We start from the raw sequence: 25,526 nt of genomic DNA, 5'->3' as shown, positions 1-25,526 counted from the left end.
CGCCGGCAAGGCGCCGCGGCCAATCCGCCTCACGAGCTCGTGCTCGCTCTATGACAACGCGGAAGTACACCGATGGATCGCCGATCCACTCGGCTATTCCGCCGTTTCTGCACACGCTGAACAGCAAGCCGCCTGAGGCCCGCAATGACTATCTCTCAGCGGCGCGTGCGCACGGCGCGCGCATTCACTCGGCCGCGTCTTCAAACATGGTCGATGCGCGAAGCCGCACACATGGGGCTGGAAGGTCCCGAGGCCGACGAAGTGGCGCGTGAAGCGCGTATTACGGCCTTGGGAATGCTAATCAAATCGCCGACTGCATCGCCTCTATGGCGGCGCGTGGTTTGGCGTGAAGAGCAAGCCGAGATCAAGGCGCGAACACCCAATCGGATCGCCGTTATGGAACTGGCGCTCATGGAGTCGCTTTGTCAGCCGAAATCTGAGGCGGCACAGCTTTCCCGGCTGTTCGGAGACCACGAGTGAGGGCATCCGATCATCTGCTCGATCTTGGGCGTCCCGTCGCGTATTACCCAGGTCTCGTCAAGCACTTTGGTAGCGTCAACGCAGTGCTTTTCTTCGCTCAGATCTTTTACTGGCAGGACAAGGCCACATCCGAGTTCGGCGTCTACAAGACTGTCGAGGAAATCGAAACCGAAACGGGCATGACCTACCGCGAGCAAGTCACCGCTCGTAAGCAGCTCGTCGAGCAAAAAGTCTTGATCGAGACGCACAAGCGATTTGAGCATCGCATTTACTACCGAATCGATGTCGATCGCCTGAACGAGATCCTGCAATTCGCGAACTGCGGAAAGCGCATTTCGGGGCATGCGGAAAACGCAGCTCGGGAAGTGCGGAATCCGCAAGTCGGTAATAAGACAGAGATTACTACAGAGACTACATCACTCTCTCGTGCGAAAGAGATCGATACGAAATTCGAGGAAGCATGGCGGCTGTATCCGAAGCGTGAAGGCGGAAGTGTCAAGAAGACGGCATTGAAGGCATGGAACGCCCGGATGCGCGAAGGCATCGATCCGCACGTCCTGATCGCGGCCGTCAAAGGCTATGCGAAGGCCATGGAGCGTGCGGGCAACATCGGCACGCGGTTCGTGAAGCAAGCATCGACGTTCTTCGGACCGGACGGGCATTTCGAGGAATACGCGCCGAAGTGTGCCGAAGCGCCAGATCTGCTCTCGAGCGCCTCGGCGTCGGATCCATGGTGGGCGCGTGCCGGTTTCGACAACGAATGGTCGGCGATGAACGCCGGCGCCACGGAGCGTAGCGCGGGCTTGTGGCGCGACGGGCGGCCGATACGCAAGATCGCCGGTGCGAACGTCGAGCCTTGGCCGGAGGCGACCGCATGAACGCACGCGAACTGTCCGCGCTAATGGCCGAGAGCGCCGCCACGATCGCCGAGCATCTGCTGCCACAGGGCAAGAAGCAGGGCAAGGAATGGAAGGCCGGCAGCATCGGTGGGGAAGCTGGGGGCAGCCTGTCCGTCTGCATTTCTGGCGCCAAGCGCGGCGTGTGGAAGGATTTCAACACGGGCGAGACGGGCGATCTGCTCGACCTGTGGTGCCAATGCCGCGCGTTGTCGCTTGCCGAAGCCATGCGCGAGGCGAAGCAATTCCTCGGCGTGCGCGACGACATGCCCGAGCGGAGTAAGCCGGTCTATACGCGCCCGGCCCGACCGCAGGCGAAGCGGCCGACGACAGTGATCGGCGAGTGGCTGTCGGATCGCGGACTGACCGAGCAGACGATTGCGGACTTCAAGATCGCCGAGCAGAGCCGCGGCGATGCTACGTTCGCCGTGTTTCCATACCTGCGTGATGGCGAGTTCATCAACGCCAAGTATCGGAACGTCTCTGACAAGCGCGACATGCGGCAGGAAGCCGGCGCCGAGCCGTGCCTGTTCGGCTGGCATCTGATCGACCCGCGAGCGCGCACCATCGCAATCGCCGAGGGCGAGATCGATGCGATGACGCTGCACCAGGTGGGCATTTCCGCGCTATCGGTCAACGCAGGCGCCGGCAATCACCAGTGGATCGACAACGACTGGGAGCGCCTGGAGCGCTTCAGCACGATCTACCTCTGCTTCGACAACGACGAGGCGGGCCGCAAGGGCGTCAAAGAGGTCGCGAATCGTCTCGGCCTCGAGCGATGCCAGGTCGTCACTTTCGGCGATGCCAAGGACGCCAACGAGTACTTGCAGGGCGGTGCCACCCACGATGAATTCAGGAGGTGCCTTCGCGAATCGCGGACGTTCGATCCGGACGAACTGCGGTCGATCGCGGACTTCTGGCCGGGCGTCAAAGCGCTGTTCTATCCCGCTCACGACGAAACGCACGATCCGTTTCTCCGGTTCGGCTCCGAGTCGCAGGTGTGGTTCGAATTTCGACCGGGCGAGGTGACGGTTTGGACTGGCTACAACGGCCACGGGAAATCGCTGCTGCTCAACCAGGTACAGATCGGCCTCATGCAACAAGGCGAGCGCGCCGTCGTGTTCTCGGGAGAGATGACGCCGGAGCGTCAGGGCAAGCGCGTAGCGAAGCAACTAGGAGGCCTTGACCGTCCCGCGCCGGCGTATCTCGACTTTATGGCCGAGTGGCTACGCGATCGTCTGTGGCTCTTCAACCTTGTCGGCACAGCGTCGATCGATCGGCTGCTGATGGTCTTCACGTACGCGTACAAGCGCTACGGCATCCGTCATTGCGTGATCGACAGCCTGATGATGACCGACGTCCCATCGGACGGTTCCGGCGCCATTACGGCGCAGAAGGAGGCGATGCGCAAGCTCGCCAATTGGGCTCGGACGAACGGCACGCATGTGCATCTCGTCGCGCACCCGCGCAAAGGCCAGGACGAGAAGCGCACGCCGGGAAAGCAAGACGTCGCCGGCGCGGGCGTCATCACCGATGCCGCGGACAACGTCTTCGCGGTCTGGTCTGCCCAGAAAGATGAGACGGAAGGACCGGACGATACGCCCGATTCATTCCTGACGCTCTACAAGCAGCGCAACGGCGAGACGCAGCATCGTTCGCTCGCGCTGTTTTTCAATCGCGACGCGCAGCAGTTCTGCACGAGCCCAGCGCGCCGTCCCCACGTGTACTTGCCGTATAGCAACACGAACCAGGAGCAAACTGCATGAGCACTATCGAAAGCAATCTGGCCGTTATCGAGATCGGCGCGCTGAAAATCTCGTTTTCGATGAACGATCCGCGTATCGCATCGCTGTCGGAGCAAATAGCCGAGACTAGCAATACTGTGCTCGGACTTTCGGTCCCCGAGGTTGGCGCCTATTGGGACGGGCAAGGCGGGATCTATGCCGGCATCATGCCCGCGCGCGACGGAAAGCGGCCGTATCACCTGATTGCGGCGATCGAAGATGGCGTCGATTTGCAATGGGGCGCCGGCGGCAACGAAGCGAAGAGCTTGCACGATGGACTCGAAAACACGCGAGCGCTCGTTGAGCGTGAGCACGATCATCCGGCGGCCGAATGGGCGTCGAAGTACACGAAGGACGGCTGCTCTGATTTTTATCTGCCGGCGCAGCGAGAGTTGAACCTCTGTTACGCCACGTGCGCCGAGCAGTTCGAGAAGGACTGGTACTGGTCATCGACGCAGTACTCGGCCCTCAACGCCTGGTACCAGCACTTCGATGATGGCACCCAGGACTACGCGGACAAGGACCTCACCGGTCGCGCTCGGGCCGTCCGCAGATTGTTCATTTAATCATTCACCAATTTCAATTCGGCTAGGCCTGATCACTGGGCGACAAGGACGAAAAATGCAAACCTACATCGGCACGAAGCTCGTGCGCATGCAACCCATGACGCGCGGCGAGTACAACGACTTTCGCGGCTGGTTGCTTCCCGCCGACGAGAACCCGGAAGACGAAGGCTATCTCGTCGAATACCTCGACGGTGGCGCGCCGAACACGCCGCACTATGCGGGCTACGTGAGCTGGTCTCCGAAGGCGCAAGCGGACGCCGCCTATCGCCCGACAAGCGGCATGTCGTTCGGGCTGGCGATTGAGGCGCTGAAGAAAGGCGCGCGAGTGGCTCGGGCTGGGTGGAATGGCAAGGGCATGTGGCTGGCGTTGACCCCTGGGAGCGTCATCCCGTTTGAGGCTGCCCGCAGCGGAGCGTGCAAGGCACAGGCCGAGGCCGAAGGCGTTGCCTCTATCACAATTCTCTCGCATATCGACATGTGTGCCGCCGACGGAAGCATTGTGATCGGCTGGTTGGCATCGCAGACCGACATGCTCGCCGACGACTGGGCGATTGTCGAATAACCACGAGCGCAGCACCTCGGGGCAGCGGACGTTGCGCGTAAGACCCCTTGGGCACTTGGAGGAACGATGAAACTCTGCAAAGACTGCAAGCACGTTGCGATGCCGAATCCCTTGGCGAATGCTAATGCCGGATACCCGCCATACGTCATGATGATGTGCGGTCATCCATCGGCACCCAGTAGTCCGGTCGATGGACGCGCCTTGGCGACATGTTCCCAGGCGCGCGGTGAGGGACAGTTTCTGCGCGAGGCAGTCGAAGTGCTGGACTGCGGCCCGGACGCGAAGCTATTCGAGCAGCGTGAAGCAGAAGCACCGGGTATTGGACAAATGGTGCCGGTGCTCGTCAACGAGCAGTTTGGCGCAGAAGCCGCCAAGCCATGGTGGCGTCGGGTTTTCGGAGGGTAACGACAGTGAGTGAAGCCGACCTTGATCAATACGTTGCCCGCTGGGTTCACTGGTGCAATACTCGGCGCCTATTGGCACCCGGCGTGAAGTCGAACATTCTGGCTCGCCTACAGCCGGCCAAGGTTCGCACCGTCGAACCTGATGCGTTGATGGATGCCTCGATGCCTCACTTCAACGCGGCGATCCACGGCTTGTGCGAGCAAGGCGGTGACGAGGAGGCTGCCGCGGCGTTTTTGGGCGTCTACTGGTACGCAGTGAACATCAAGGCATTGGCTCGAGAGCAAAAGTGCGCGCGCGGCACCGTCTATAACCGCGCGCGCCGGTTTGCCCGTCAAGCTATCGCGATGCGCGAAACGATCCGCAAGGTGCATGAATCGATGACGGCTGAGAAGTGTTCAATTTCAGTTGAACATCACAGCGCTTGTATGGATTGAACACTTTGCCGGAAAATTGGCGCTTGATAGGCAGGCTGAATAACTGCATTCTAGATTCTCAGGAGTAGCGGGACGGCCGAAGCCGCCCCGCGTTTCCTAGGAGAGTTCCCGGAATAAATGGACGACCACAGTCACAAGTTGCATGACTTTGATCGCCACACCGACCCAAGCGCCCACCTTCATTGCTGCCGAGCGTTTCATGGCGTAACCCAAGAAATGCCCGTACCGGTACAGGCGTTTGACCTGTGTGTACTTATAAAGCGCCCTGGCTGGCGCTTGCGGTCAGCTTTCTAGAACGGCCTCACGCGCTGGCGATTGGGGGTTCTCCCATGGTCAGGGTCCAATCGACAGACGGCTCAACTCCGATCGGGTAGTCGCACACGGGGGCTCACTTTTTTAACGTGGCGTGGACCACGAAACTCGCTTTTTAGCGTGGGCGCACCACGACCCGAATACGGCGCCTTCACTCGGCATCACCTTTAGCGGTTTGCGAAGCCGCAACCGGGGTTCGCGGCCCCGGCCCGTAAAGAATAGCAGAAAGCATTTTCTCCGCTCGACATGCCCGTATCGTCGACCTTTGCCCCGCCAAGTGCGGGGTTTTTCATTTCTGGATCCGGAATGGCAAAGCTGAGCAGTCTGGCTCGAAAGCGCCTGAAGCCGTCGGACTTCGCTGATCCGAAGGATCGCAAGTTCCCGCTTGAGGACAAGGCGCATGTCCGCGCGGCCGAGTCATACGAGGGCTATGCCACGCCGCCCGAGCACAAGAAGATCGATGCGGCCGCGCGCCGCGCTTTTGGAAAGAAACGATGATCCAACCAACCGATGACCGAATCGTTGTCGAGCCGGACGAACTACGCGACGACGTCACCGACGCCGGAATCGTCGTCAAGGTGGCGCAGACGATCGAGAGCAAGCGGCACCTGGGTAAGACGGGCGTTGTCGTGGCCGTCGGCCCGGGCAAGCGCAACGGCGCCGGCCACCGCGTGCCGCTCGTGCTGAACGTCGGCGATCGCGTCGTGTTCGGCGAGTTCGAGCACCGGGAGCATCGGGAGGACGGCAAGCGCTACCTGATCATGCAGGAGGCGGATGTGTGCGGGGTTCTGGAATGAAGATCACGAAGCAGGGCCTCGACATGGCAGCGTATGTGGTCGATCTTTCGTGCGATCTGTGCCTCACCGAATTCGAAGCGTCGGCCGATCCGAAGGCTGGCGAGGCGCATGTCTACGACGGCGGCGATGTTCCCCCTTCCGGCGAAGTTCGCCAGTTGAGGGCGATTTGCAATTGCCCGAACTGCGGCGTGCAGCAGAACCAAGCCGTCCACTTGCGCAAGGTGATGGAATGAAACGGCCGCCGCTCGTTTCTCTGCCGATCCGATCCCTCCATGACTCTCAGCATATGGCGCAGAAGGTCCGCGCGCTGAGCTATCGCCTCCCGCTGCATGTCCGCGTACGAGGCGAGGTGCTGACGTTCTCGATCAGCGCCTGGCGCGGAGCGGTATGATGGAAGCCACGCACGTAATCTGCTGCCCGACGAGCCCGAATGACGGCAAGCGCGTTCGGCTCGTATCAGAGCACGGCTACAACCCGCGCACCGACGCCTACGAGCGCGGCTGGGTCGAGGTCGAAATGGTAGAGACGGGCGTAACTGGTTCGATCGAGCGCCGGTTCTTGGCCGAGGTGCAGTGATGGGGCGCCCGTCGAAGCTGACCGATGCCCAGTGGGAGGCGATCGGTAAGCGCTTGCTCGCCGGTGAGTCGGCCGCTGCTTTGGCGAAAGAGTTCGGCGTCGATCGCGCGGCTGTCACGCGTCGCTTTTCGCAACGTAACGCAACAATCAAAAATGTTGCGAATCAAATAGTTGAGACCGAGCGCGCTCTTTCGTTTCTCAACGCGTCGGAACAAATCGCAGCACGGTCGCTCGCCGACGATCTCAAGGCTATCAGCGAGCATCTCGCAGGTGCGGCTCGATTTGGCGCAGCTACCGCGCATCGATTGTCTGGGATTGCTCACAGCAAGGCAGCCGAGATTGACGATGCCCAGCCGCTGAACGAGGAAAGCATCGGCGCGTTGAAGGGAATCGCAGCGTTGACGAAACTGGCTAATGAGTCGAGCGAGATCGGCGTGAACCTGCTGCGCGCGAACAAGGAAGAGATCGAGCGCATCAACAACCCGGTGACCGGCCGGATCGGCACGATCACACGGCGCATCATCGATGCGAAGGTCGTGGAATCGAAATGAGCGGACCGGAGCTCGTCCTAGACACGCCTCGGGTGTTCATGCCCCTGCTCGAGCCCGCGCGCTACAAGGGCGCGTACGGCGGCCGGGGATCCGGCAAGTCGCACTTCTTCGGCGAGTCAGTGATTGAGCGCTCGGCGATGGAAAAGACAGACGTCGTCTGCGTGCGGGAAAAGCAGAAGTCGCTTCAGCAGTCGGTCAAGAAGCTGCTCGAGTCGAAGATTCAAACGATGAACACCGGCTACTACTTCGACGTGCAGGACGCGCTGATCAAGAGCATCCACGGCGGCCAAATCATCTTCGAAGGGATGGCGAACCATACGGCCGAGTCGATCAAGTCGCTCGAGGGCTACGACGTCGCCTGGGTTGAGGAAGCGCAGACGCTGAGCCAGAAGTCGCTCGACATGCTGCGCCCGACGATCCGCAAGCCGAAGTCCGAGCTGTGGTTCTCGTGGAACCCGCGTTTCAAGACGGACCCGGTGGACGCGCTGCTGCGCGGGCCGGATGCACCGCCGAACGCGGCCGTCGTGCAGGCGAACTACTCGGACAATCCGTGGTTCCACGAAACCGAGCTCGTCGCGGAGATGGAGTACGACAAGCGGCGCGACCCGGACAAGTACACGCACATCTGGCTCGGCGGCTATCAGCAGAGCAGCAACGCGCGCGTTTTCAAGAACTGGCGCATCGAGGAGTTCGAGCGGCCGGCGGGCACGATCTTCCGCCTCGGCGCGGACTGGGGATTTTCGATCGATCCGAGCGTGTTGATCCGTTGCTCGATCGAGGGCAATGCGCTCTACGTCGACCAAGAGGCGTATCAGGTCGGGTGCGAGATCGTGAACCTGCCCGAATTGTTCATGAGCGTGCCGGATGCCGAGAAGTGGCCTATCACGGCCGACTCGTCGCGCCCAGAAACGATCAGCCATATGCAGAAGCACGGCTTCCCACGCATCACGAAGGCCGTGAAGGGCCCGGGCAGCCTGGAAGAAGGCGTCGAGTTCCTGAAGTCATTCGACATCATCGTGCATCCGCGGTGCGTGCATACGATCGACGAGCTGTCGCTGTACCGCTACAAGACCGATCCGTTGACGGATCAGGTGCTCCCCATTCTTGAAGACAAGGACAACCACGTGATCGATGCGCTGCGATATGCCTGCGAAGGTGCGCGCCGGGCTGTGAAGCGTGTCGTGAAGCCGCAGGTCTCGCGTGTGCCGCAGCATCTGGTTGGAGGGGCCGGCTCATGGATGGCATGAAGCAGCAAACGAAGCCGCATATCTCGTTCTACCGAGTCGGAGACAGCAGTTTCGCGCGCATCGATGTGTCGCACGTGCCGATCGGCTGGAACTCGTTTCACGTTCACGTTTCGGATCGGCGTTGGGGCAAGCGTAACCGAGCGATCCGCAGGCTATTCGACAACGTGATATATGCGGCTGGCGTGCGCGGATATAACGCGCTCACAGGTCAAGCATTGCCGACCGTTCCGTGGGACTGGTCTCGGGGGCGCCCCGGCGCTTATCCATCGGACTACCAGCAGTACAAAGCATGCCGCCTCGCGGAGATGCAAGCGTGATCGTCGACCCGTCAGGCAAACCGCTCGAGTCCGGCCGCTCGTCGATCATCAAAGAGTGCGCCGAGAATCTGAAGATCGCCGTCGATGCGGATACGCAGAACCGCGCGCAGGCACTGCTCGACCTGAAGTTCGCCGCAGGCGACCAGTGGCCGGCTATGATCCAGACGGCGCGCGAACTTGAGCATCGCCCCTGCCTCACGATCAACAAGACGGATGCCTTCGTACGGCAGGCCGTCAACAACATGCGCGAGCAGCGGCCGCGTATCCAGGTCCATGCCGTCGCGGATGGCGCGGACAAGCAGAAGGCCGACGTCATCGCAGGCCTGATGCGGCATATCCAGGTCAACAGCAACGCGGATGTGGCCTACGACACGGCGGCCGACTTCCAGGTGCGTATGGGCTGGGGATACTGGCGCGTGGCATCGCGCTACGTTCGCGAGGATAGCTTCGACCAGGAGCTGTACGTCGATCGCGTACGCAACCCGTTCACGGTGTACTTTGATCCCTCGAGCACGCAGCCCGACGGCTCGGACGCCGAGTGGTGCATCATTAGCGACCGGATGAAAAAGAAGAAATTCCGGCGCAAGTATCCGAAGGCGCAGATCGTCGACTTCAAGACGCTTGGGGCCGGCGACGAGCTGATGGACTGGGCGACCGACGACGAGATCCGCGTGGCGGAGTACTTCAAGGTCGAGAAGACGCCCGACGTGCTGTGTCTGCTGTCGACCGGAAAGACGGCCTACAAGTCGCAACTAAAGCAGGATGAACTCGACCGTCTCGGCATCTCGATCGTGCAAGAGCGCGATTCGGTGCGCCGTCGGGTCATGTGGTACAAGATGACCGCCAAGGAGATCCTCGCCGAGCGCGAATGGCCCGGCCGCTGGATCCCGGTGATACCGGTCTACGGCGCCGAGTACGAGCTCGAGGGCAAGGTGATCCGCTACGGTATGGTGCGCGGGATGCAGGACCCGCAGCGCATGTTCAACTATTGGCGCACGTGCGAGACGGAAGTGATTGCGCTCGCTCCGAAAGCGCCATGGGTCGTGGCGGAAGGACAGCTCGAAGGCAAGGAAGAGGTCTGGAACGCGGCCAACAACAAGAGCTTCTCCTACCTCGAATACAAGCCCGTCGTGCTCGACGGCAGCATACCTGTGCCGCCGCCGCAGCGTCAGCAGCCGCAGGGCATGCCGCAGGCCCAGGTGAATGCGGCAATCGGCGCGAGCGAGGACATGAAGGCCGTTGCAGGCATGTTCGATCCGGCGCTCGGCGCACCCGGGCAGGAAACGAGCGGCGTCATGGTGCAGCGCCGCCAGCAGCAGTCCGACCGGTCGAACTTCCATTTCTACGACAACCTGTGCCGCTCGATCAGGCATACGGGCAAGATCATTCTGGACTTGATCCCGCACTACTACGACACGCAGCGCGTCATCCGCATCATCGGCGAAGACGGCGTGCCGGATAGCGTGACGATCAACCAGAAGCAGACGAACGAGCAGGGCGTAATCACTGCGACGCTGAACGACGTGACGGTTGGCGAGTACGACATCATCATCGACACCGGCCCGGGCTACCAGACGAAGCGCGAAGAGGCCGCAGACAACATGCTTGGCCTACTCGGCACGCCGCTCGGCGAGAAGGTGGCGGCCACGGCCGACGACATCATCATGCGTCAGTTCGACTGGCCGGGCGCCGATCAGATCGCGGAGCGCCTTGCCGCGGCGAACCCGATCGCGATGGCCGAGAAGCAGATGCCGGAGAACATTCCGGACGACGTGAAGGCGATGATCGCGCAACTGCAAGGGAAAAATCAGCAACTCACGCAAGCATTGCAGCAGGCCGAGCTCGACAAGAAGTACCGCATGAGCGTTGAGCAGATGAAGCAGTCCGGCGAAATGCGGCGTGCGCAGATGCAGGACGAAACGAAGCGCCACGACGTCGCGAGCCGCGACACCACCGCGCGCGACATCGAAGAGATAAAAGGGCACATCGCGCTGTTGCTGGCGCACATGGACGCCCGAAAGGAAACCGCCGCGATCGAGGCAGCAGCCAAGAACGACGCGACGCACTGACAGTTTCAAGTTTCATTCTCGCCCCACCCGGTTACCCCGCCGCGTGGGGCGTTTTCATTGGGGCTCGTGGAGTTATCCATGTCCGAAACACGTTCCGTTGTCACTTCCGAGACGCTAATGCAGCACCTCACCGGCCAAGCCACCGCGGCACCCGAAGCGAAGACGCCTGAAAAGACGGGCGATCCGCAGTCAACGGGCGCTGAAACGACCGGCAAGGACGGCGAGCAGCAGCCGAAGAAGAAGCCGTTGGTGGAGGAATTGGTCCGTACGCGTCACGAGCGCAACGCCGCACGCGGGGAAGCCGAAGAAGCAGCCGCTAGAGCGGCGCGCCTCGAGGCGGAACTGGCGGATCTGCGCGCGCGAATGGAGGCGAATCAGGCTATGCCGGCGCCGAAGGACCCCGATCCGAAGCCGCAGCGCAGTCAGTTCGTGTCCGACGAGGACTATCAGGAAGCGCTTACCGACTGGAAGGTCGATCAGAAGCTGGCAGAGCGACAACAAGCCGAGCAGCAAGCGCGCGTCGAGGCAACCCAGCAACAGCTCGCCGATAACTGGGCGCAGCGCCTGGAGATGGCTAAGAGCGAACTCGCCGATTTCGATGAGGTAGTAGGCAAGTCCGAGATCGACCTGCCGAATCACCTGTACGTCGCGATCGTGGAGAGCGACATGGGCCCGCAGTTGGCCTATTACCTGGCTCAAAACCCGAGCGAGGCTCGCCTGCTGAAAGGCATGTCGCAGACCGCCGCGTTGCGCATGCTCGGCAAGCTCGAGGATCAACTGGAAAAGGCCAGCGAAAAGCCCAAGGAACAACCGGCAACCGGCGCTGAGAAGAAGCCGGAATCCGCAGTCGAAAAATCAAAGGCGCCGCCGCCTATCGAGCCTCTGACCGGAGCGTCAGGACCTGTCGAAAAGCCTACCGAGCAGATGACGTACCAAGAGTACAAGGCTCATCGACAGGCGCAGATCAAGGCTCAAAACGGCCGGTAGCGCTCTACAAGCCAATGAAACCCGCTTCGGCGGGTTTTTGCATTTATGGAGCCTGAAATGAGCAACACGATGCTTACCATCAGCGACATCACGAATGAGTCGCTGATGGTCCTGGAAAACGAGTGCGTCTTCTCCGACAAGGTGACGCGCGAGTACGACGACAAGTTCGCCATCCCCGGCGCGAAGATCGGCTACACGGTCAACGTGCGGCGTCCGGCCCGCTTCAAGGGCACGGTCGGCCCCGCATTGAACGTCGAGGACTTCGTCGAATCGAGCGTGCCGGTCACGCTGACGACGCAATTCCACGTCGATACGCAGTTCTCGACGGCTGACCTCTTGCTGTCGATGGACGATTTCAGTCGGCGCCTCATCAAGCCGGCGGTCGCCACGATCGCGAACAAGGTGGATTTCGATGGCTTGCAGTTTGCCTATCAGAACACCGCCAACGCAGTCGGAACGCCGGGCACCAAGCCGACGGCCGCGCTCACGGCGCTGACCGCGAAGGCCATCATGGATTCGGAAGCCACGCCGGATGACGGGGAGCGCTGCATCATCCTCGACCCGTTTTCCATGGTGAGCATGGCCGACGCGCTCAAGGGACTCTTCAACCCGCAGGCAGCGATCGGCGAGCAGTACAAGAAGGGCATGCTCGGGAAGGCCACGTTCGGCTTCGACTGGTACCAAGACCAGAACGTCAACAGCTACAACGTGGGTGCGCAGGGCGGCACGCCGGTGTTCTCGACGTCCGGCACCTCGTCAGCCCTGATCACGACCGGCTGGCAGGACAACGGCACGCTGTACACGACCGGCTGGACGGCTTCGACGAACGTGCTGAACGTGGGCGACGTCATCACGATTGCCGGCGTGTACGCGGTGAACCCGCAAAACCGCGCTCAGTGGGGATCCAATCAGCTTCGTCAATTCGTCGTGCGCCCCGCCGTGGGTACGCCGTCGAACGGCACGTTCACGCCGATCACCAACAGCTTCGGCCAGGTGGTGGACGGCAAGTACACGTCGGACGGCTCGGGCATCCTGCAACTGACGATTGCTCCGGCGATCATCAGCGGCGGCCAGTTCCAAAACGTTTCCGCAGCGCCGGCCAATAACGCCAGCATTACGGTGTTCGGCGCGGGCGGCACGTACAGCCCGCAGTCGATGGCGCTGCACCGGAACGCGTTCACGCTGGCGATGGCCGACTTGGAGCTGCCCGACGGCGTCCACTTCGCGGGCCGCGCGGCCGACAAGAAGACCGGCATGTCGATCCGCATCGTGCGCCAGTACACGATCAACAACGACGCAATCCCGGCTCGTATGGATGTGCTGTACGGCTGGGCGTCTCTGTACCGAGAGCTCGCCTGCCGCGTTGCCGGCTAACCGCATTGAGGCCGCTCTCAGGCGGCTTATTCCTTTTCAGGAGCAAGCAATATGACCACGACCAATCCGGGTCCGGCGATCACGTCGAATCCGGTCCCCACCGGTTCCGTCGGGAACATCCAGAAGCAGGCGATTTTGCAAACGGCGTCGATCACGCCGGCGGCTGTCTCTGCGAATACGACGGCGCAGCAGTCGTTCACGGGTGTGGGCCTCGGCACGCAGCCGGGCGACTACCTGCAATCGCTTGCATTGCCCGGTGCATTCCAGGCGGGTCTCGCGATTGTCAACGTGACCGCGGATGCGACCACGAACGACAAGATCACGATCACGTTCGCCAATCTGACGGCGTCGCCGATCACGCCGAACGCCGGGTCGTACACGTTCGAAGTCTCGCGCCCGCAACCCGGCGACGTCGTCGCGGCCGGCTCGGGCTACATGAACTCGTTCTAACGCCGCGGGGCGCTTCGGCGCCCCAATGAAACCGGAGGAATGATGGAATTTCCCAAGATGCTCTACCGCGCGGATCGGCAGTTCGAGGACCAGGAAGCGCTCAAGATGGCTACGCAAACCGGCACGCTCAAGACGATGATCGTCGAGTCCGTCGACGAGCAAAAGGTGGCTCTGAAGAAAGGTTGGATCGAAGATCTCGCGTCGCTGGTCAAAGCTGAGCCCAAGGCTGAGAGCGAGGCCAAGTAATGTCGGCGACTGCGCTGGATGTCATTACGGGCGCGCTCAAGCGCATCAACGAGCTCGCGGCCGGCGAGACGCCCGACGACAATACAGCGAGCGATGCGCTCGCCATGCTCAACGACCTGCTCGACAGCCTGTCGAATGATCATCTCGCCTGCTACGCGCGTGTCGAGAACATCTTCGACCTGACGAGCGGCCAGAACATCTACACGGTCGGCAATCCGGCCGGCGGGACGTTCCTCGGGACAGTGACGCAGGGAAGCAACGTCATCTCGAACGTCACTGCGATGCCCGCTGATCTCGCGATCGGCGCTTCGGTGAGCGGATCGGGCATTGCGGCTGGTGCGACGGTAACGACGATCGGCGCAAACACGATGACGATGTCGGCCCCTGCTACGGCGACGTTCTCGGTACTGTTCCAGATCACGTACACCACGCCGGGCAACATCGCGATCCAGCGTCCCTTGCGTGTCCTAACCGGCTTTACGCGGCTCACGACGAGCGGGATTTCGCAGGTCGACTATCCGCTCGACGTAATCGGCCTCGACCAATGGTCGTCGATCGGCTTGAAGAATCAGCCGGGCCCATGGCCGAAGGTGCTGTACTACGACGCCGCGGTCCCGCTCGGGACGTTCTACTTCTTCCCCAACCCTTCACAGGGCGGTGAGGTGCATCTGTGGACCGACAACCTGTTCACGGATTTCCTGACGCTCGATACCCCGGTGACGCTGCCGCAGGGTTATGCGCGTTTCCTGAAGGTCGCGCTCGCGCTCGAGTTGTGGCCGGAATACAAGGGCATGGCGCCAATGCCGCAAGCGCTTGTCGAGCAATACAAAATCGCCAAGGCCGCAGTGAAGAACCTGAATGCCCAGGCGCAGAGCACCGCGACGTATGACCACGCGATTGCCGGCCGCGCGAAGAATGATGCCGGTTGGATTTTGCATGGAGGCTTTCGCTAGCCATGCCTCAATTCGCGTTTGTCGGGCAGGCGTATGAAGCGCCGATGTTGCTTCAGGATGCCGAAAAGCTGGTGAACTGGTATGTCGAAGTCACGCAGAACGGCGATTCGAAAACGCCCAAAGCCCTGCTCGGCACGCCGGGGTTGCTCAGTCAGATCGTGATCGGCAGCGGCCCCGTGCGCGGTGGCTGGGTGCTTCCCGGCGGATCGCAGGCGATCGTGGTGTCAGGCAATCAGGCTTTCATCGTTACCGTTAAGTCGGCCGCGACCGAGACGATGCCTGCCGTGCTCACTTCGATGGCGGTCGGTACGCTCTTGACGAGCTCAGGTCCAGTCGTCGTGCGCGACAATGGCGCTGGCGGCATCGCTGCGATTGTTGATGGCCCCAATGGCTACATCGTGAACATCGCGAAGGCCACGTTTTGGCAGATTGCAGATGCGGCGTGGCTTGGCGCGACGCGCGTCGCCTTTATCGATGGCTGGCTTGTATTCAACAAACCGAATTCGCAGACGTTCTATACGTCGCCGTTGTATTGGGACGGTAAGACGGCCCTCGACGGCACGTACTTCGCACTTAAAGACTCAAGCACTGACAACCTCGTCACATTCATTGAGGACAAGCGCGAGTTGTGGCTCATCGGAGAGCGCACCACAGAGGTTTGGTACGACGCGGGCGGCGCGACGTTTCCGTTCTCGCGGCTTCAGGGTGTCACGATGCAGCATGGATGCGCGGCAGCACAAAGCATCGCGCGCGCCGGCAACAGCCTGATATGGCTGGGTGCGAACGAGCAAGGCCAGAACACGGTGAAGGCTGCAATTGGGTATGAGATCGCCGATCGATCGACGATCGCCGTGAATCATGCGATTGCCAGCTATCCGGTGATCAGCGACGCGATCGCGTACGCCTATCAGGAGGACGGGCACCTATTCTACGTTCTCACGTTCCCGACCGCCGACGCGACATGGGTCTGGGACATAACCACAAACCTATGGCATGAGCGTTTGAGCTATGACGCCGCCGCGGGACAGTTCCATCGGCATCGCTCCAACTGCTTCATGAACTTCGCTGGTATGCGGATGGTGGGCGACTACCAGAACGGCAACCTGTATCAGATGACGCGCTCCGCCTATAGCGATAACGGCGCGCCGCTGGTTTGCTGGCGCCGCACGCCGCACGTTTGGGACGAAAGCGATCGGGAGCGCGTTTTCCATCAGCGGCTGCAACTCGAATTCACGCCTGGCGTCGGATTGCAGACAGGTCAAGGCAGCGACCCGCAAGTCATGCTGCGATGGTCCGACGACGCCGGGCAGACGTGGAGCAACGAGCATTGGAAGTCGATCGGGAAGGTCGGCAAAACGAAGAACCGGGCCATCTGGCGACGCCTCGGGAACGCGCGCGATCGTGTGTATGAGGCGAAATTCTCCGACCCGGTTCCGCGCGATGTCGTTGGCGCGACGCTGATCGTGAGCTGACATGCCCAATATCCCCGCTGGATTCCCGCTGGCGAACGTGCCGTCGTGGACGGACGCGCAAGGACGCCCTGTTCGCCCGTTCTTCTATCTGATCCAGACGCTTTGGCAGCGAACGGGGGGCGCGTCTGGATCGTCGGGCAGCACGTCCGAAACGATCATGACGTCCCCGGCATTTCTGGGAGACGGCGATAGCGATTCGAGTGATGGGTTCTGGATTCCGGGCCCGGCTGGATCGCCTGGCATTCCGGGTGCGGCTGGGCCAGCGCTGCTGCTCGACGCCCCGGAGGCCGACGAACTGATTATGCGCGCGGGACTGCTCGCGCCGGGCGGATGGTTCGACGAACAGGGTAGCGGCGGCACGATCGGCTTTGCCGCGGGCGTTGATTTCACGGGCGGCACGTCAACGACGCTGACGCTCTCACAGCCGTACGGCTCAGCGGCCAATTTGATCGTGGCCTTCGACGCTGGATTTCAGGGCGGCGATACGTTCTCGCTCAACGGCAAGATACTCACTTTTACCTCGGCGATTCCCTCTGGCATCCAGAAGGTCTACGTCAAGGGCTTCCTGATGCCACAGTAAGGAATCCAAATGGCAGCGAACAAGATACTGCGCTTCGGCCCGGTAGCACTGGGCACGACCGCCGCGAACATCGTCAATCCGCCATCGCTCAGCGGAGGGACGGGGCTCGCAGGCACGAACGCCAATACCTACGTGGTCCTGAAGCATATCCGCATCGTCAATACAGGCGCGTCGGCAGCTTCCCCGTCGCTTTACATCGGCGCGACGGGCGGATCAGCATCGGGGACCGCATTCGCTTTCAACGGAACGAGTATTCCGGCCGCCGGCAACCCCGGCAACTACCTCGACTGGTACGGCCTGTGCCGTCTCGACGTAGCCGACTTCCTGACTGGCTTGGGATCTGCGGCCGGCCTCGTGCTCGAGGCTGAAGGTGAGATCGGCATCGTCTAAACGGAGAAAAGCATGTCCGCAATGAAATTTCGCCTCGTCTCGCAGGCGAGCACCAACCTGAACCCGGTCAAGCAATACGGCGCCAATCTCAAGGGCGCGCTCTTGATCAACACGAACGCGGCAGCACGCTATGTGAAGCTGTATGAGTCGACGGATGCGCCGACGGTTGGCACGACGACGCCCGCGCTTACGATCGAGGTGCCGGCGTCGAGTCAGTTGCCGCTCGCATGGCCCGACGGCGTGAACTTCAGCAAGACGATGTGGGTAGCCACGACGACGGGCGTCGCTGATAGCGATGCAACGGGCGTGGGCGCGGGCGATCTCTACGTGCAACTGTTCGTGGAATGAGCGTCGTTTCTATCTCGCGTACGCGAGACATCGGCCTGATACGGTCGATCATGACCAATCGGTGGGTTTATCGTCACATCACCGATGACGGCTCACCCGGGGTGGACAGTTTCGATCCGCCCATGGACGAAAGGATCGTCTATCTCGCGGCGTCGGACGCCACGGGAAAAGTACTCGGCGTTTTCATGCTTCATCCGCACAACACGGTCTGTTACGAGGTCCATACGTGCATGACGCCGGCCGCATGGGGACCATTTGCGAAGGAAGCGGGCGCGGCCGGGTGTGCGTGGATGTTCGAAAACACGCTGTGCGAACGAATCATCACGAACGTGCCCGCGTACAACAAGATCGCCGCGAAGTTCGCGATCGATTGCGGGATGAAGCAGTTCGGAACCAATGACCGAAGCATTCTGAAAAACGGAGTGCTTCACGACCAGCTCGTGTACGGTCTGAGCAAAGGGGATGGGCTATGCCAGCAGCAGTGCCGTTAGCCATTGTCGGCGGGTCGATCGCGGGTGGCTTGATCTCGGGGAGCGCGTCGAAATCGGCCGCCGACACCCAAGCCGCGGCGTCGAACAATGCGACAACCGCCCAAATGGCGATGTACAACAACACGGTGTCGCAAGAGCAGCCGTTCTTGAATACCGGGACGACTGCGCTATCGACGCTTACCGGTCAGTTGCCGGCGCTCAATACCCCCATGGGGATCATGCCGTCGATCAACAACACGAACTGGAAGCAGTACATGAGCCCCGCGTACAACTTCCAGTTGGATCAGGGGACGCAAGCCTTGCAGAACAGCCAGGCTGCGCAGGACGGTGCGCTCTCTGGCGCAGCCCTCAAGGGTCTCATCAACTACAACCAAAACTTCGCACAGACGGGCTTTAACAATGCGGCCAATCTGTACATGAACGAGAACAATCAGCAGTTCAACCAGTATCAGACGCAAAACCAAAACATCTACAACCGTCTCGCCGGCCTCGCACAGCTTGGACAAAACGCTGCCTCGAATACCGGGATGACGGGCGCCGGCATGGCGAGCGGAATCGCCAACACGATCACCGGGGCGGGCAATGCGCAGGCCGCAGGCACGGTGGGCACGGCCAACGCCATCACCGGCGGCATCAATAACGCGATGGGGTACTACATGATGAACAACCTCGCAGGCGGAAACCTGTTTGGGGGAGCCGCTAATGCGTCGGCGATGAGCGCCAATACGCCCCAAGACATGATCGCTAATTACACGGGGTAACGACATGCCGATCGATCCGAGCATTCCCTTGCAGGTCAATCAGGGCAGCCCGATGCAGTCGATGGGCCAAACCCTGCAACCGATGGTGTCGCTGGCGCAACTCGCTAACATCCGGCAGCAGAACCAGATGATGCAGGCCGAGACGCTGAATCTTCAGCAGCAGGCGAGCCAAGGCGCACAGCTTCAGTCGGAGCGCCAGGCCTATTCCGCGGCGCTACAGGATCCGAATTCATCGTTTTATAACGCTGACGGTACGGTAGATCCGAACAAGTTTCAGGTATGGGCAACTCATAACATTCCGCTCTCCCAGAACCTCTACGGGCAAGAGCTACTGGCGCACACCGATGCGATCAACAAGTACAAGACGACGGTCGCGAACATGTCTCAAGGCGATCATCAAATCGTCAATGCGGCGATATCATCGTTCGTACGCCCCGACGGCTCCGTGACATCGACGCCGCAGCAGATGGGCGCGCAGCTCGACGCTCTCACGCCGCAACTGACGGGCTACGGAACTAGCTTTGTCAACCAGGCAAAACAGGCGATTGCGAACACGGCTAGTAATCCGCAAGCACTTGGCCAAGTGCTGACGCAGCTCGCACGCACGACGACGCCTGCAACGACGCAGCAAGATCAGCGACGCGCGAGCACCGCGCTCATCAACAACGGCGCGGCCACGGTCCCGGTTTCGAACACTGGCGATTACGGTGTGCAGCCGGGCACGCCGACCGGCGGTGGCATCGCGAATCAGGTCGGCCCGGAAGGACGGCAGACGGTTACCGGCAATCCGCTCACGGGCGGAATGTCAGTCGTGAACCGGGATGCCAACGGCAACATCACCGGCGTGACGAATCCCCCGACGCAGGGCGTGTACGTACCGCAGCCGGGCGACGTGCAAGCGCTGCCCGAGCTTCAAGCCGAGCGCGACTCCGCGCGCACGCAGTACACGGCGGCCGGCACGCAGCATGAGAACAATCGGATCGTGCTTTCCAACATCGATAACGTCGGAGCGACGGGTGTGTCCGGCCCGGCGTGGCGCAACATCGCAAGCGTTTTCGGTCTCAATCCCGGCGATGCGAAAGATTCGGCCACGGCCTACGACATGGTGGGCAAGGGGCTCGAGCGCTCTGCGTTGCAAGCCGCTCAGTCGATGGGGCCGCAGACGAACGCCGGCCTCGACGCACAGATCAAGGCAAACGGTAGCCTGGGATACACACCGCAGGCGATCAAGGAAATCACGAAGCTCAACGACGCACTGGTGACCGGCACGCAGTCGTATCAGCCCGGGCTCGAGCGCGCGATCGCAGCAAATCCGTCCGCCGGCGTGTTCGCAAAGCGTCAGTTTGATCAGGCCTGGGGTGCGAACTTCGACCCGACGATCTTTCGCTACTACAACGCGATCAAGAACGGCGACGCGGCCGAACAGCAAGCGATCGTGAAGCAGCTCGGAGGCCTGAACTCAAAGGGCTATAACGCGATGATGCAGAAGGCCAAAAACCTACAGCAACTGTCGAATACTGGGAGTCTCCAGTAATGGATGACCTGTTCGCCACGCTGCAAGGGGCAAGCAATTCGCCGCAAGCTGCGCCGAGTTCTCCAGCTCCAGCATCGGCTTCCGCGGGCACGCCGTCGAATATCGCGTTCGACCCGACCAAGAGCTACGGGACGCCGGCAAAGATGCTCGACAATCTGGAGATGACGGAGAGCAGCAACGGTAAGAACCTCGTCAACAAGACGACTGGTGCGATGGGTCCTTATCAGTTCACGCCGTCGACGCTGGCGATGCTTCGCAATCAGGGCGTCAAGTTCGATCCCTTCGATCCGCAGCAGTCGCGCGCGGCAGCGGACTGGTATATCCAGCAACTGAAGGAACAAAACGGCGGCACGTATCAGGGCGCGCTGAAATCTTATGGCGGCTTCGTGCATGCCGATCCGACGCAGTACATAGCGAAAGTCATGGCGGGCGTTCCCGAGAGCGCCTCGGCGCCCGCTCCGACGATCCCAGGGCAATCCAACTCAGGGCAGCAGCCGCAGCAGAACACGGGGCCGATGTCGGATCTGTTCGCGACGCTTCAGAGCGGCACACAGCAGGCGCAAAAATCGGCTCAGACGCAAGCGTCTCAACCGACGAGCGCTGCGGTCGCGCCCTCGACCTCGACTCAAAAGTCGAGCACATTGGCGACTTTCGGCCAGGGGATGGCAGGACTAGCCGATACGATCGCAAGCGCACCCGGCGCCGCCATGCAGGGCGCGGACTATGCCGTACGCCGCGCGCTGCAACAATCGCCGGATCAGGCTCAACAAGGTGCGACTGGTGATTTCGGCGGCTCGATTCACCCGTTCGGCAACCTGTTCGGCGTCACGAACACGGCTGGCTACCAAAACGAAGAGTCGCAGCGTCTTGCCAGTCTCGCCGGCAACGCCATCAACAAGGGCGCGACAGCTGTCGCCAATGCCACGGGCCTCCCGCAGCAAGACGTTTCCAACATGGCTGGATCGCTTTCGATGCTCGTGCCGGGTGCAGTGAAGGGCGTGGCGAAGGCTGTTGCGCCGATGGCACGCAACTTGGCCTCTGTGGCCGGCGATGCTGCGTGGGAAACGGCGGCAGATGACGCCAACGTACACCCGCAGGCATCCCCGACGCCGACTGCACCGCCGATGCAGGAGCGCACGGTGGTCGGTGGTGGGGCTGCCTCGACGAACATGAACCCATATCCGGTGCTAACTGGCGAGGAAAACGCGCGCGGGCCGTTTCCCCAGGTAAAGACGTCGAAGATCGCACAGGACGTGACGCCGCAAGAGCAGGCTGTGCGCTCGCAGATCGCTTCGACGATCCTCGGCGATCAGGGCGACACTGTGCGTCCGGGTGTGGTGACTGGAAACGAAAACACGCTTCGAGACGAATACGCAGCGGCCAAGTCACCGGTCCAGACGCCGGGCACGATGGCGATGAAGCAGCAGATCGCGAACGAGCAAGAAGCGCTGTCCAACTATGCGCAGGACCGGATCGACGCGACTGGCGCCAGTCAGAACATCCTCACCAACGAGGAACGCGGCCGCGTCATCAACGATGCGATCTACGGACCGGAGGACAGCCTCACGTCTTACCTGCGTGACACGAAACGAGCTATCTACGACGAAGCCCAGCGCGTGGCCGGCGACAACCCGATCAAAACGACCCACATCGATTCACTGCTCAGTGATCCCCAGTTCCAAGCCGGCGTCAAACTCAGCGGCAACGAGGGGACCGTTGGAGGCGCCGCAGACCTGATTCAGCTCGCGCGCACGACGGGCTTTCGTGATCCGGTCTCCGGCGACATGTACGCGCCGAACAGCGTGGCCGCATGGGATGCGGTGCGCAAGTCGATCAACAGCGAATGGAGTCCGTCCAATCGAAATGTCGTGCGTCAGTTGAATGGTGCGATCGATAAGGATATTGCTGCGGCCGGCGGCCAGGAAATGTACAAGCTCGGCGATCGCATCCATCAGGTCGAACAGACGCTGCTCGACTCGAAAGGTATCGGCTCGGTGCTCGGCGAATATGACGACAACGGCATCAAAACAGGCCCGTCGCTCGAGAGCATCCCGCAGAAGCTCAACACGATGCCACTCGACCAGTGGCAGCACATTCACGACACGCTCGACGATCTGTCGCGCGGCCAAATTCGCGGGGCGCCGAATGGAATGCCACCGGTTCCCCCACAGGTGCAGCAGGCCGCAGCCCAGGCGCGCCAGGAAATGAGCGGCGCGCTCGCGCGCTCGGTGTATGAGGCAGGGGGGGCGAAAGCCGGCGTATGGAACCAGAACGCGGTCAACAAGGTGCTCAATTCGTCGGTCGGGCAAAAGATCACGCGCAACTTTTCGCCGGACGAGGTGCAGGCCTTCCACACGCTGAACTACGGCGGCCAGATCATGCCAGGTGTGCACTCGTACGAGGGTGCCGGCAACCAACTGGCGCGGCTCGCGAAGCCTGGATTCGTCGAGAAATACGCCCCGAGCGTTGGCGTGAACGTGGGGCATGTGCTCGGCGCCGCGACGCAGATCCCGGGCGCGCGCTGGCTTGGATCGGTGGCCGGAGAACGATTCGGCAGGAAGCTATCCGACCTCGCGGAAACGCGCCGCGGCCAGAAGCAGTACACGCAAATCATGCAGGAGATGCGCAGGAACGCGCAGCTCGGTAAGCAACAGCCGTAACAGAATCACTGACCCAGCGAACCCGCCCACCGAGGCGGGTTTTTTCGTTTACAGGCCCGCAGACCAGTGGGCCTTTTTTGTTGAGGTGACCCGATGGGCGCATTGCTCGCACCGGATCCGATGTTCCGGGCCTACGACAACAACAACAATCCGCTGGCCGGCGGTCAACTCTACACCTATCAGGCTGGCACGACGACGCCCGCGACCACATACACGGACTCGACCGCCGGCACGTCGAATTCGAATCCTGTCGTCCTGAACGCTCGAGGCGAGGCTCCAGTCTGGCTTTCGCCCACGCAGGCATACAAGCTCGTTCTCAAGGACGCCAACGGAAACACGATCTGGACCGTCGATCAGGTCACATCGCCCGCGCCCGTTGCCGTCGGAAACATGACCGACGAGCTCGGCAGCGATGGAAATCCAGGATTCAAAACGGGAGCCGATTTTACGCCCGGAACGACGACGTCTCTCACGCTTTCGCAGAACTACGGGACCGCCGCGAACATTTGGGTGGCATTTGATGCCGCGGAGCAGGGCGCAGATTCGTTCTCCCTGAATGGCCGCACGCTTACCTTCAACGCGCCGATTCCGAATGGTACGATCAAGGTCTATGTCAAGGGCGGAACGACGCTCACCACGGGCACACCGTCAGCAGGAACCATCACTGACGCATCCGTCGCAGCAAACGCCGCCATCGACAGCAGCAAGCTCTCGTTTCTCAATTCGGGCATCGGGGCGAACAGAATCGCTCTGTCGACCTTCTTTCAGAAGTTCTACCTTCCCGAAGAATTCGGCGCAAAGGGTGACGGCGTAACCGACGATACGGCCGCTCTGCAAGCCATGGCTGCTGCAATGCGCGCCGCGGGCGGTGGCATCGCGATCATCTCTAAGCCGCACGCGGTGTTCACGACGTCTGCCGAGGCCAACGGCTCGACCCTTTTCGATCTCACGGGTTGCAGCAACGTCATATTCATCTACGAGGCCGGCGGCCTCATCAATGCGACCTATCCGAACGGCAGTAGCGTCGGGACCGCATGGATTTTCGGGTTAAACGGCGTGACCGGCTTCAAGGCCATCAATCCGACGCTCGTTGCAGCCTCGAACATTCCGACCGTTTCGGGCGTGGTGCATTTCGCCGTGAATACGACGCTCGGAGCTGGCACGCAGACGACGAACGTCGATCTCGAAAACGTCGATCAAACCGGCGGCCTTGGGGGGCTGCTCGTCTACCCGACGGGCAATGGCAGCGTGCGCGCGTCGGGCTTCCGCATGACCGGTTCTTTCACTGGCACTTTCTATCCGGCGAACTTCCAAGGTAACGGCGACGATTTCTGGGGAAAGTACGTCACGCGCAATTGTGGACGCAGCTACTTCCCGTACAACGTCTCACACCATGAGGCTTGGATCGATTCGAATAACGGAACGGGCTTCGATGACGTCGATGTTTCGTGCTACACGAACCCGAACATGCGCAACGAGACCTCCGACATCAAGGTCCATTACAAGTGCTATGGGGGATCGGCGCAGGGAAATGCGGTCGCGATCAACTTCATCCAATACGACAGCACGTCGCGCAGCGGGATCATGCACGACATCCACATCGATTTCGACTTGGACACAAGTGCTTATACCGGCGCATTCGTATCGATCAATAAGTATCTCTCCGGCAGCCCTGGAAGTCCCGGCGGCCCCGATAATACCGCGCGCGGGTACAACCTCTACAACGTCAAGTTCTCCGGGAATTGCATCAGCAGCGGCAACACGCAAAACCTGTTGCAGTTGTTCACGCAGGCGAACTGGACAGGCGAAATCGTCTATAACGTCGGCCTCACCGATTTCACGCTCATAGGCACGAACACGGTCTATATGGTGATCGACGGCCGAGGCTTGAGCTCAGGCGGCGGCGCACTGTATTTCAGAAACACCTATATCAGCATCCCGACTTCCTTTTCAAACATCCCGCAGGGCGTCACCAAGTACGACAACGCCGTATTCAACAGTGCGCGCCAGGACGGCATATCGGAATTGTGGCTCTTGCAGAGCACGGGCCCAGGCATCATGAGATGCACCTACAACGGGACAGTGTCGGCAGCAAACGGCGGTGGGGGATCGACCTTCGCGTTGCCGTTGGCCGACAAGCGCGGCGCGGCCCAGGTTTTCGCACAATCGGTCGGCACGATCTGTAGCTGGACCATCAACATCGTCGACGCAAGCCATTTCAACATCAGCCATAGCGCCGGGTCGCCCGTATCGTTCTCCATCGATGCGGTGATGGCTATCTAGA

29 protein-coding genes are annotated in these 25,526 nt (G+C 61.2%); all 29 read left to right on the top strand.

Annotated features, from left to right (window positions below; genetic code table 11):
- The first annotated feature begins 213 nt into the window (after positions 1–213).
- The 29 genes from AB1286_RS30010 (at position 214) to AB1286_RS29870 (ending at position 25,525) form a co-directional block, all read left to right on the top strand.
- The gene (locus AB1286_RS30010) at positions 214–480 is read left to right on the top strand and encodes a hypothetical protein (protein WP_430366828.1); all 267 of its coding nucleotides are present in this window, start codon (positions 214–216) and stop codon (positions 478–480) included.
- Complete coding sequence (locus tag AB1286_RS30005) at positions 477–1,358, top strand: hypothetical protein (protein WP_430366827.1); 882 nt, start codon at positions 477–479, stop codon at positions 1,356–1,358. Before AB1286_RS30010 ends, AB1286_RS30005 begins: the two co-directional genes overlap by 4 nt.
- Positions 1,355–3,142 (top strand): toprim domain-containing protein, encoded by a 1,788-nt coding sequence (locus AB1286_RS30000; protein WP_430366826.1) that lies wholly within the window; start codon positions 1,355–1,357, stop codon positions 3,140–3,142. The genes AB1286_RS30005 and AB1286_RS30000 overlap by 4 nt, the downstream gene beginning before the upstream one ends.
- On the top strand, positions 3,139–3,726 hold the full coding sequence (locus tag AB1286_RS29995; RefSeq protein ID WP_430366825.1) for a hypothetical protein: 588 nt from the start codon (positions 3,139–3,141) through the stop codon (positions 3,724–3,726). The genes AB1286_RS30000 and AB1286_RS29995 overlap by 4 nt, the downstream gene beginning before the upstream one ends.
- 88 nt (positions 3,727–3,814) lie before the next feature.
- Positions 3,815–4,288, top strand: coding sequence for a DUF2829 domain-containing protein (locus AB1286_RS29990; RefSeq protein WP_430366824.1), 474 nt, complete (start codon positions 3,815–3,817; stop codon positions 4,286–4,288).
- Between the two features lie 66 nt (positions 4,289–4,354).
- Positions 4,355–4,693 (top strand): hypothetical protein, encoded by a 339-nt coding sequence (locus AB1286_RS29985; RefSeq protein ID WP_430366823.1) that lies wholly within the window; start codon positions 4,355–4,357, stop codon positions 4,691–4,693.
- Between the two features lie 5 nt (positions 4,694–4,698).
- Complete coding sequence (locus AB1286_RS29980) at positions 4,699–5,127, top strand: hypothetical protein (protein WP_430366822.1); 429 nt, start codon at positions 4,699–4,701, stop codon at positions 5,125–5,127.
- A 618-nt stretch (positions 5,128–5,745) separates the two neighbouring features.
- Positions 5,746–5,937, top strand: coding sequence for a DUF6582 domain-containing protein (locus AB1286_RS29975; protein WP_430366821.1), 192 nt, complete (start codon positions 5,746–5,748; stop codon positions 5,935–5,937).
- Entirely contained in the window at positions 5,934–6,236 is a 303-nt protein-coding gene (locus AB1286_RS29970; RefSeq protein WP_430366820.1) for a co-chaperone GroES, read from the top strand. The genes AB1286_RS29975 and AB1286_RS29970 overlap by 4 nt, the downstream gene beginning before the upstream one ends.
- The gene (locus AB1286_RS29965) at positions 6,233–6,469 is read left to right on the top strand and encodes a hypothetical protein (RefSeq protein WP_430366819.1); all 237 of its coding nucleotides are present in this window, start codon (positions 6,233–6,235) and stop codon (positions 6,467–6,469) included. Before AB1286_RS29970 ends, AB1286_RS29965 begins: the two co-directional genes overlap by 4 nt.
- A gap of 157 nt (positions 6,470–6,626) precedes the next feature.
- Positions 6,627–6,812: a hypothetical protein gene (locus AB1286_RS29960; protein ID WP_430366818.1), complete on the top strand. Its 186-nt coding sequence runs from the start codon at positions 6,627–6,629 to the stop codon at positions 6,810–6,812.
- Positions 6,812–7,363, top strand: coding sequence for a helix-turn-helix domain-containing protein (locus tag AB1286_RS29955; protein ID WP_430366817.1), 552 nt, complete (start codon positions 6,812–6,814; stop codon positions 7,361–7,363). The genes AB1286_RS29960 and AB1286_RS29955 overlap by 1 nt, the downstream gene beginning before the upstream one ends.
- A complete protein-coding gene (locus AB1286_RS29950) occupies positions 7,360–8,610 on the top strand; it encodes a PBSX family phage terminase large subunit (protein WP_430366816.1) in 1,251 nt (416 codons plus the stop codon). The genes AB1286_RS29955 and AB1286_RS29950 overlap by 4 nt, the downstream gene beginning before the upstream one ends.
- The gene (locus AB1286_RS29945) at positions 8,598–8,927 is read left to right on the top strand and encodes a hypothetical protein (RefSeq protein WP_430366815.1); all 330 of its coding nucleotides are present in this window, start codon (positions 8,598–8,600) and stop codon (positions 8,925–8,927) included. The genes AB1286_RS29950 and AB1286_RS29945 overlap by 13 nt, the downstream gene beginning before the upstream one ends.
- Positions 8,924–10,996, top strand: coding sequence for a portal protein (locus AB1286_RS29940; RefSeq protein ID WP_430366814.1), 2,073 nt, complete (start codon positions 8,924–8,926; stop codon positions 10,994–10,996). Before AB1286_RS29945 ends, AB1286_RS29940 begins: the two co-directional genes overlap by 4 nt.
- Before the next feature lie 78 nt (positions 10,997–11,074).
- Positions 11,075–11,983 carry a hypothetical protein gene (locus tag AB1286_RS29935; RefSeq protein WP_430366813.1) on the top strand — a complete coding sequence of 303 codons (909 nt, stop codon included), beginning with the start codon at positions 11,075–11,077 and terminating at the stop codon, positions 11,981–11,983.
- A gap of 57 nt (positions 11,984–12,040) precedes the next feature.
- Positions 12,041–13,357, top strand: coding sequence for a P22 phage major capsid protein family protein (locus AB1286_RS29930; RefSeq protein WP_430366812.1), 1,317 nt, complete (start codon positions 12,041–12,043; stop codon positions 13,355–13,357).
- 51 nt (positions 13,358–13,408) lie between these two features.
- Positions 13,409–13,807 (top strand): hypothetical protein, encoded by a 399-nt coding sequence (locus AB1286_RS29925; protein WP_430366811.1) that lies wholly within the window; start codon positions 13,409–13,411, stop codon positions 13,805–13,807.
- A gap of 42 nt (positions 13,808–13,849) precedes the next feature.
- Entirely contained in the window at positions 13,850–14,053 is a 204-nt protein-coding gene (locus AB1286_RS29920) for a hypothetical protein (protein WP_430366810.1), read from the top strand.
- Positions 14,053–15,006, top strand: coding sequence for a hypothetical protein (locus AB1286_RS29915; protein WP_430366809.1), 954 nt, complete (start codon positions 14,053–14,055; stop codon positions 15,004–15,006). The genes AB1286_RS29920 and AB1286_RS29915 overlap by 1 nt, the downstream gene beginning before the upstream one ends.
- A 2-nt stretch (positions 15,007–15,008) precedes the next feature.
- Positions 15,009–16,478, top strand: coding sequence for a hypothetical protein (locus AB1286_RS29910; protein ID WP_430366808.1), 1,470 nt, complete (start codon positions 15,009–15,011; stop codon positions 16,476–16,478).
- 1 nt (position 16,479) lies between these two features.
- Positions 16,480–17,058, top strand: coding sequence for a hypothetical protein (locus AB1286_RS29905; protein WP_430366807.1), 579 nt, complete (start codon positions 16,480–16,482; stop codon positions 17,056–17,058).
- A gap of 9 nt (positions 17,059–17,067) precedes the next feature.
- A complete protein-coding gene (locus AB1286_RS29900) occupies positions 17,068–17,448 on the top strand; it encodes a hypothetical protein (RefSeq protein WP_430366806.1) in 381 nt (126 codons plus the stop codon).
- Between the two features lie 12 nt (positions 17,449–17,460).
- Positions 17,461–17,796: a hypothetical protein gene (locus AB1286_RS29895; protein ID WP_430366805.1), complete on the top strand. Its 336-nt coding sequence runs from the start codon at positions 17,461–17,463 to the stop codon at positions 17,794–17,796.
- Positions 17,793–18,287, top strand: coding sequence for a GNAT family N-acetyltransferase (locus AB1286_RS29890; protein WP_430366804.1), 495 nt, complete (start codon positions 17,793–17,795; stop codon positions 18,285–18,287). The genes AB1286_RS29895 and AB1286_RS29890 overlap by 4 nt, the downstream gene beginning before the upstream one ends.
- A complete protein-coding gene (locus tag AB1286_RS29885) occupies positions 18,266–19,048 on the top strand; it encodes a hypothetical protein (RefSeq protein WP_430366803.1) in 783 nt (260 codons plus the stop codon). The genes AB1286_RS29890 and AB1286_RS29885 overlap by 22 nt, the downstream gene beginning before the upstream one ends.
- A 4-nt stretch (positions 19,049–19,052) precedes the next feature.
- Positions 19,053–20,582 (top strand): hypothetical protein, encoded by a 1,530-nt coding sequence (locus tag AB1286_RS29880; protein WP_430366802.1) that lies wholly within the window; start codon positions 19,053–19,055, stop codon positions 20,580–20,582.
- On the top strand, positions 20,582–23,242 hold the full coding sequence (locus AB1286_RS29875) for a lytic transglycosylase domain-containing protein (RefSeq protein WP_430366801.1): 2,661 nt from the start codon (positions 20,582–20,584) through the stop codon (positions 23,240–23,242). The genes AB1286_RS29880 and AB1286_RS29875 overlap by 1 nt, the downstream gene beginning before the upstream one ends.
- A gap of 93 nt (positions 23,243–23,335) precedes the next feature.
- The gene (locus AB1286_RS29870) at positions 23,336–25,525 is read left to right on the top strand and encodes a hypothetical protein (protein ID WP_430366800.1); all 2,190 of its coding nucleotides are present in this window, start codon (positions 23,336–23,338) and stop codon (positions 25,523–25,525) included.
- Position 25,526: the final 1 nt, after the last annotated feature.

Source organism: Trinickia sp. NRRL B-1857 (assembly GCF_050470685.1).
Taxonomy (GTDB): Bacteria; Pseudomonadota; Gammaproteobacteria; order Burkholderiales; family Burkholderiaceae; genus Trinickia.
The sequence above is the reverse complement of the archived record's forward strand: the minus strand, read 5'-3'. Positions and strand labels throughout refer to the sequence as shown.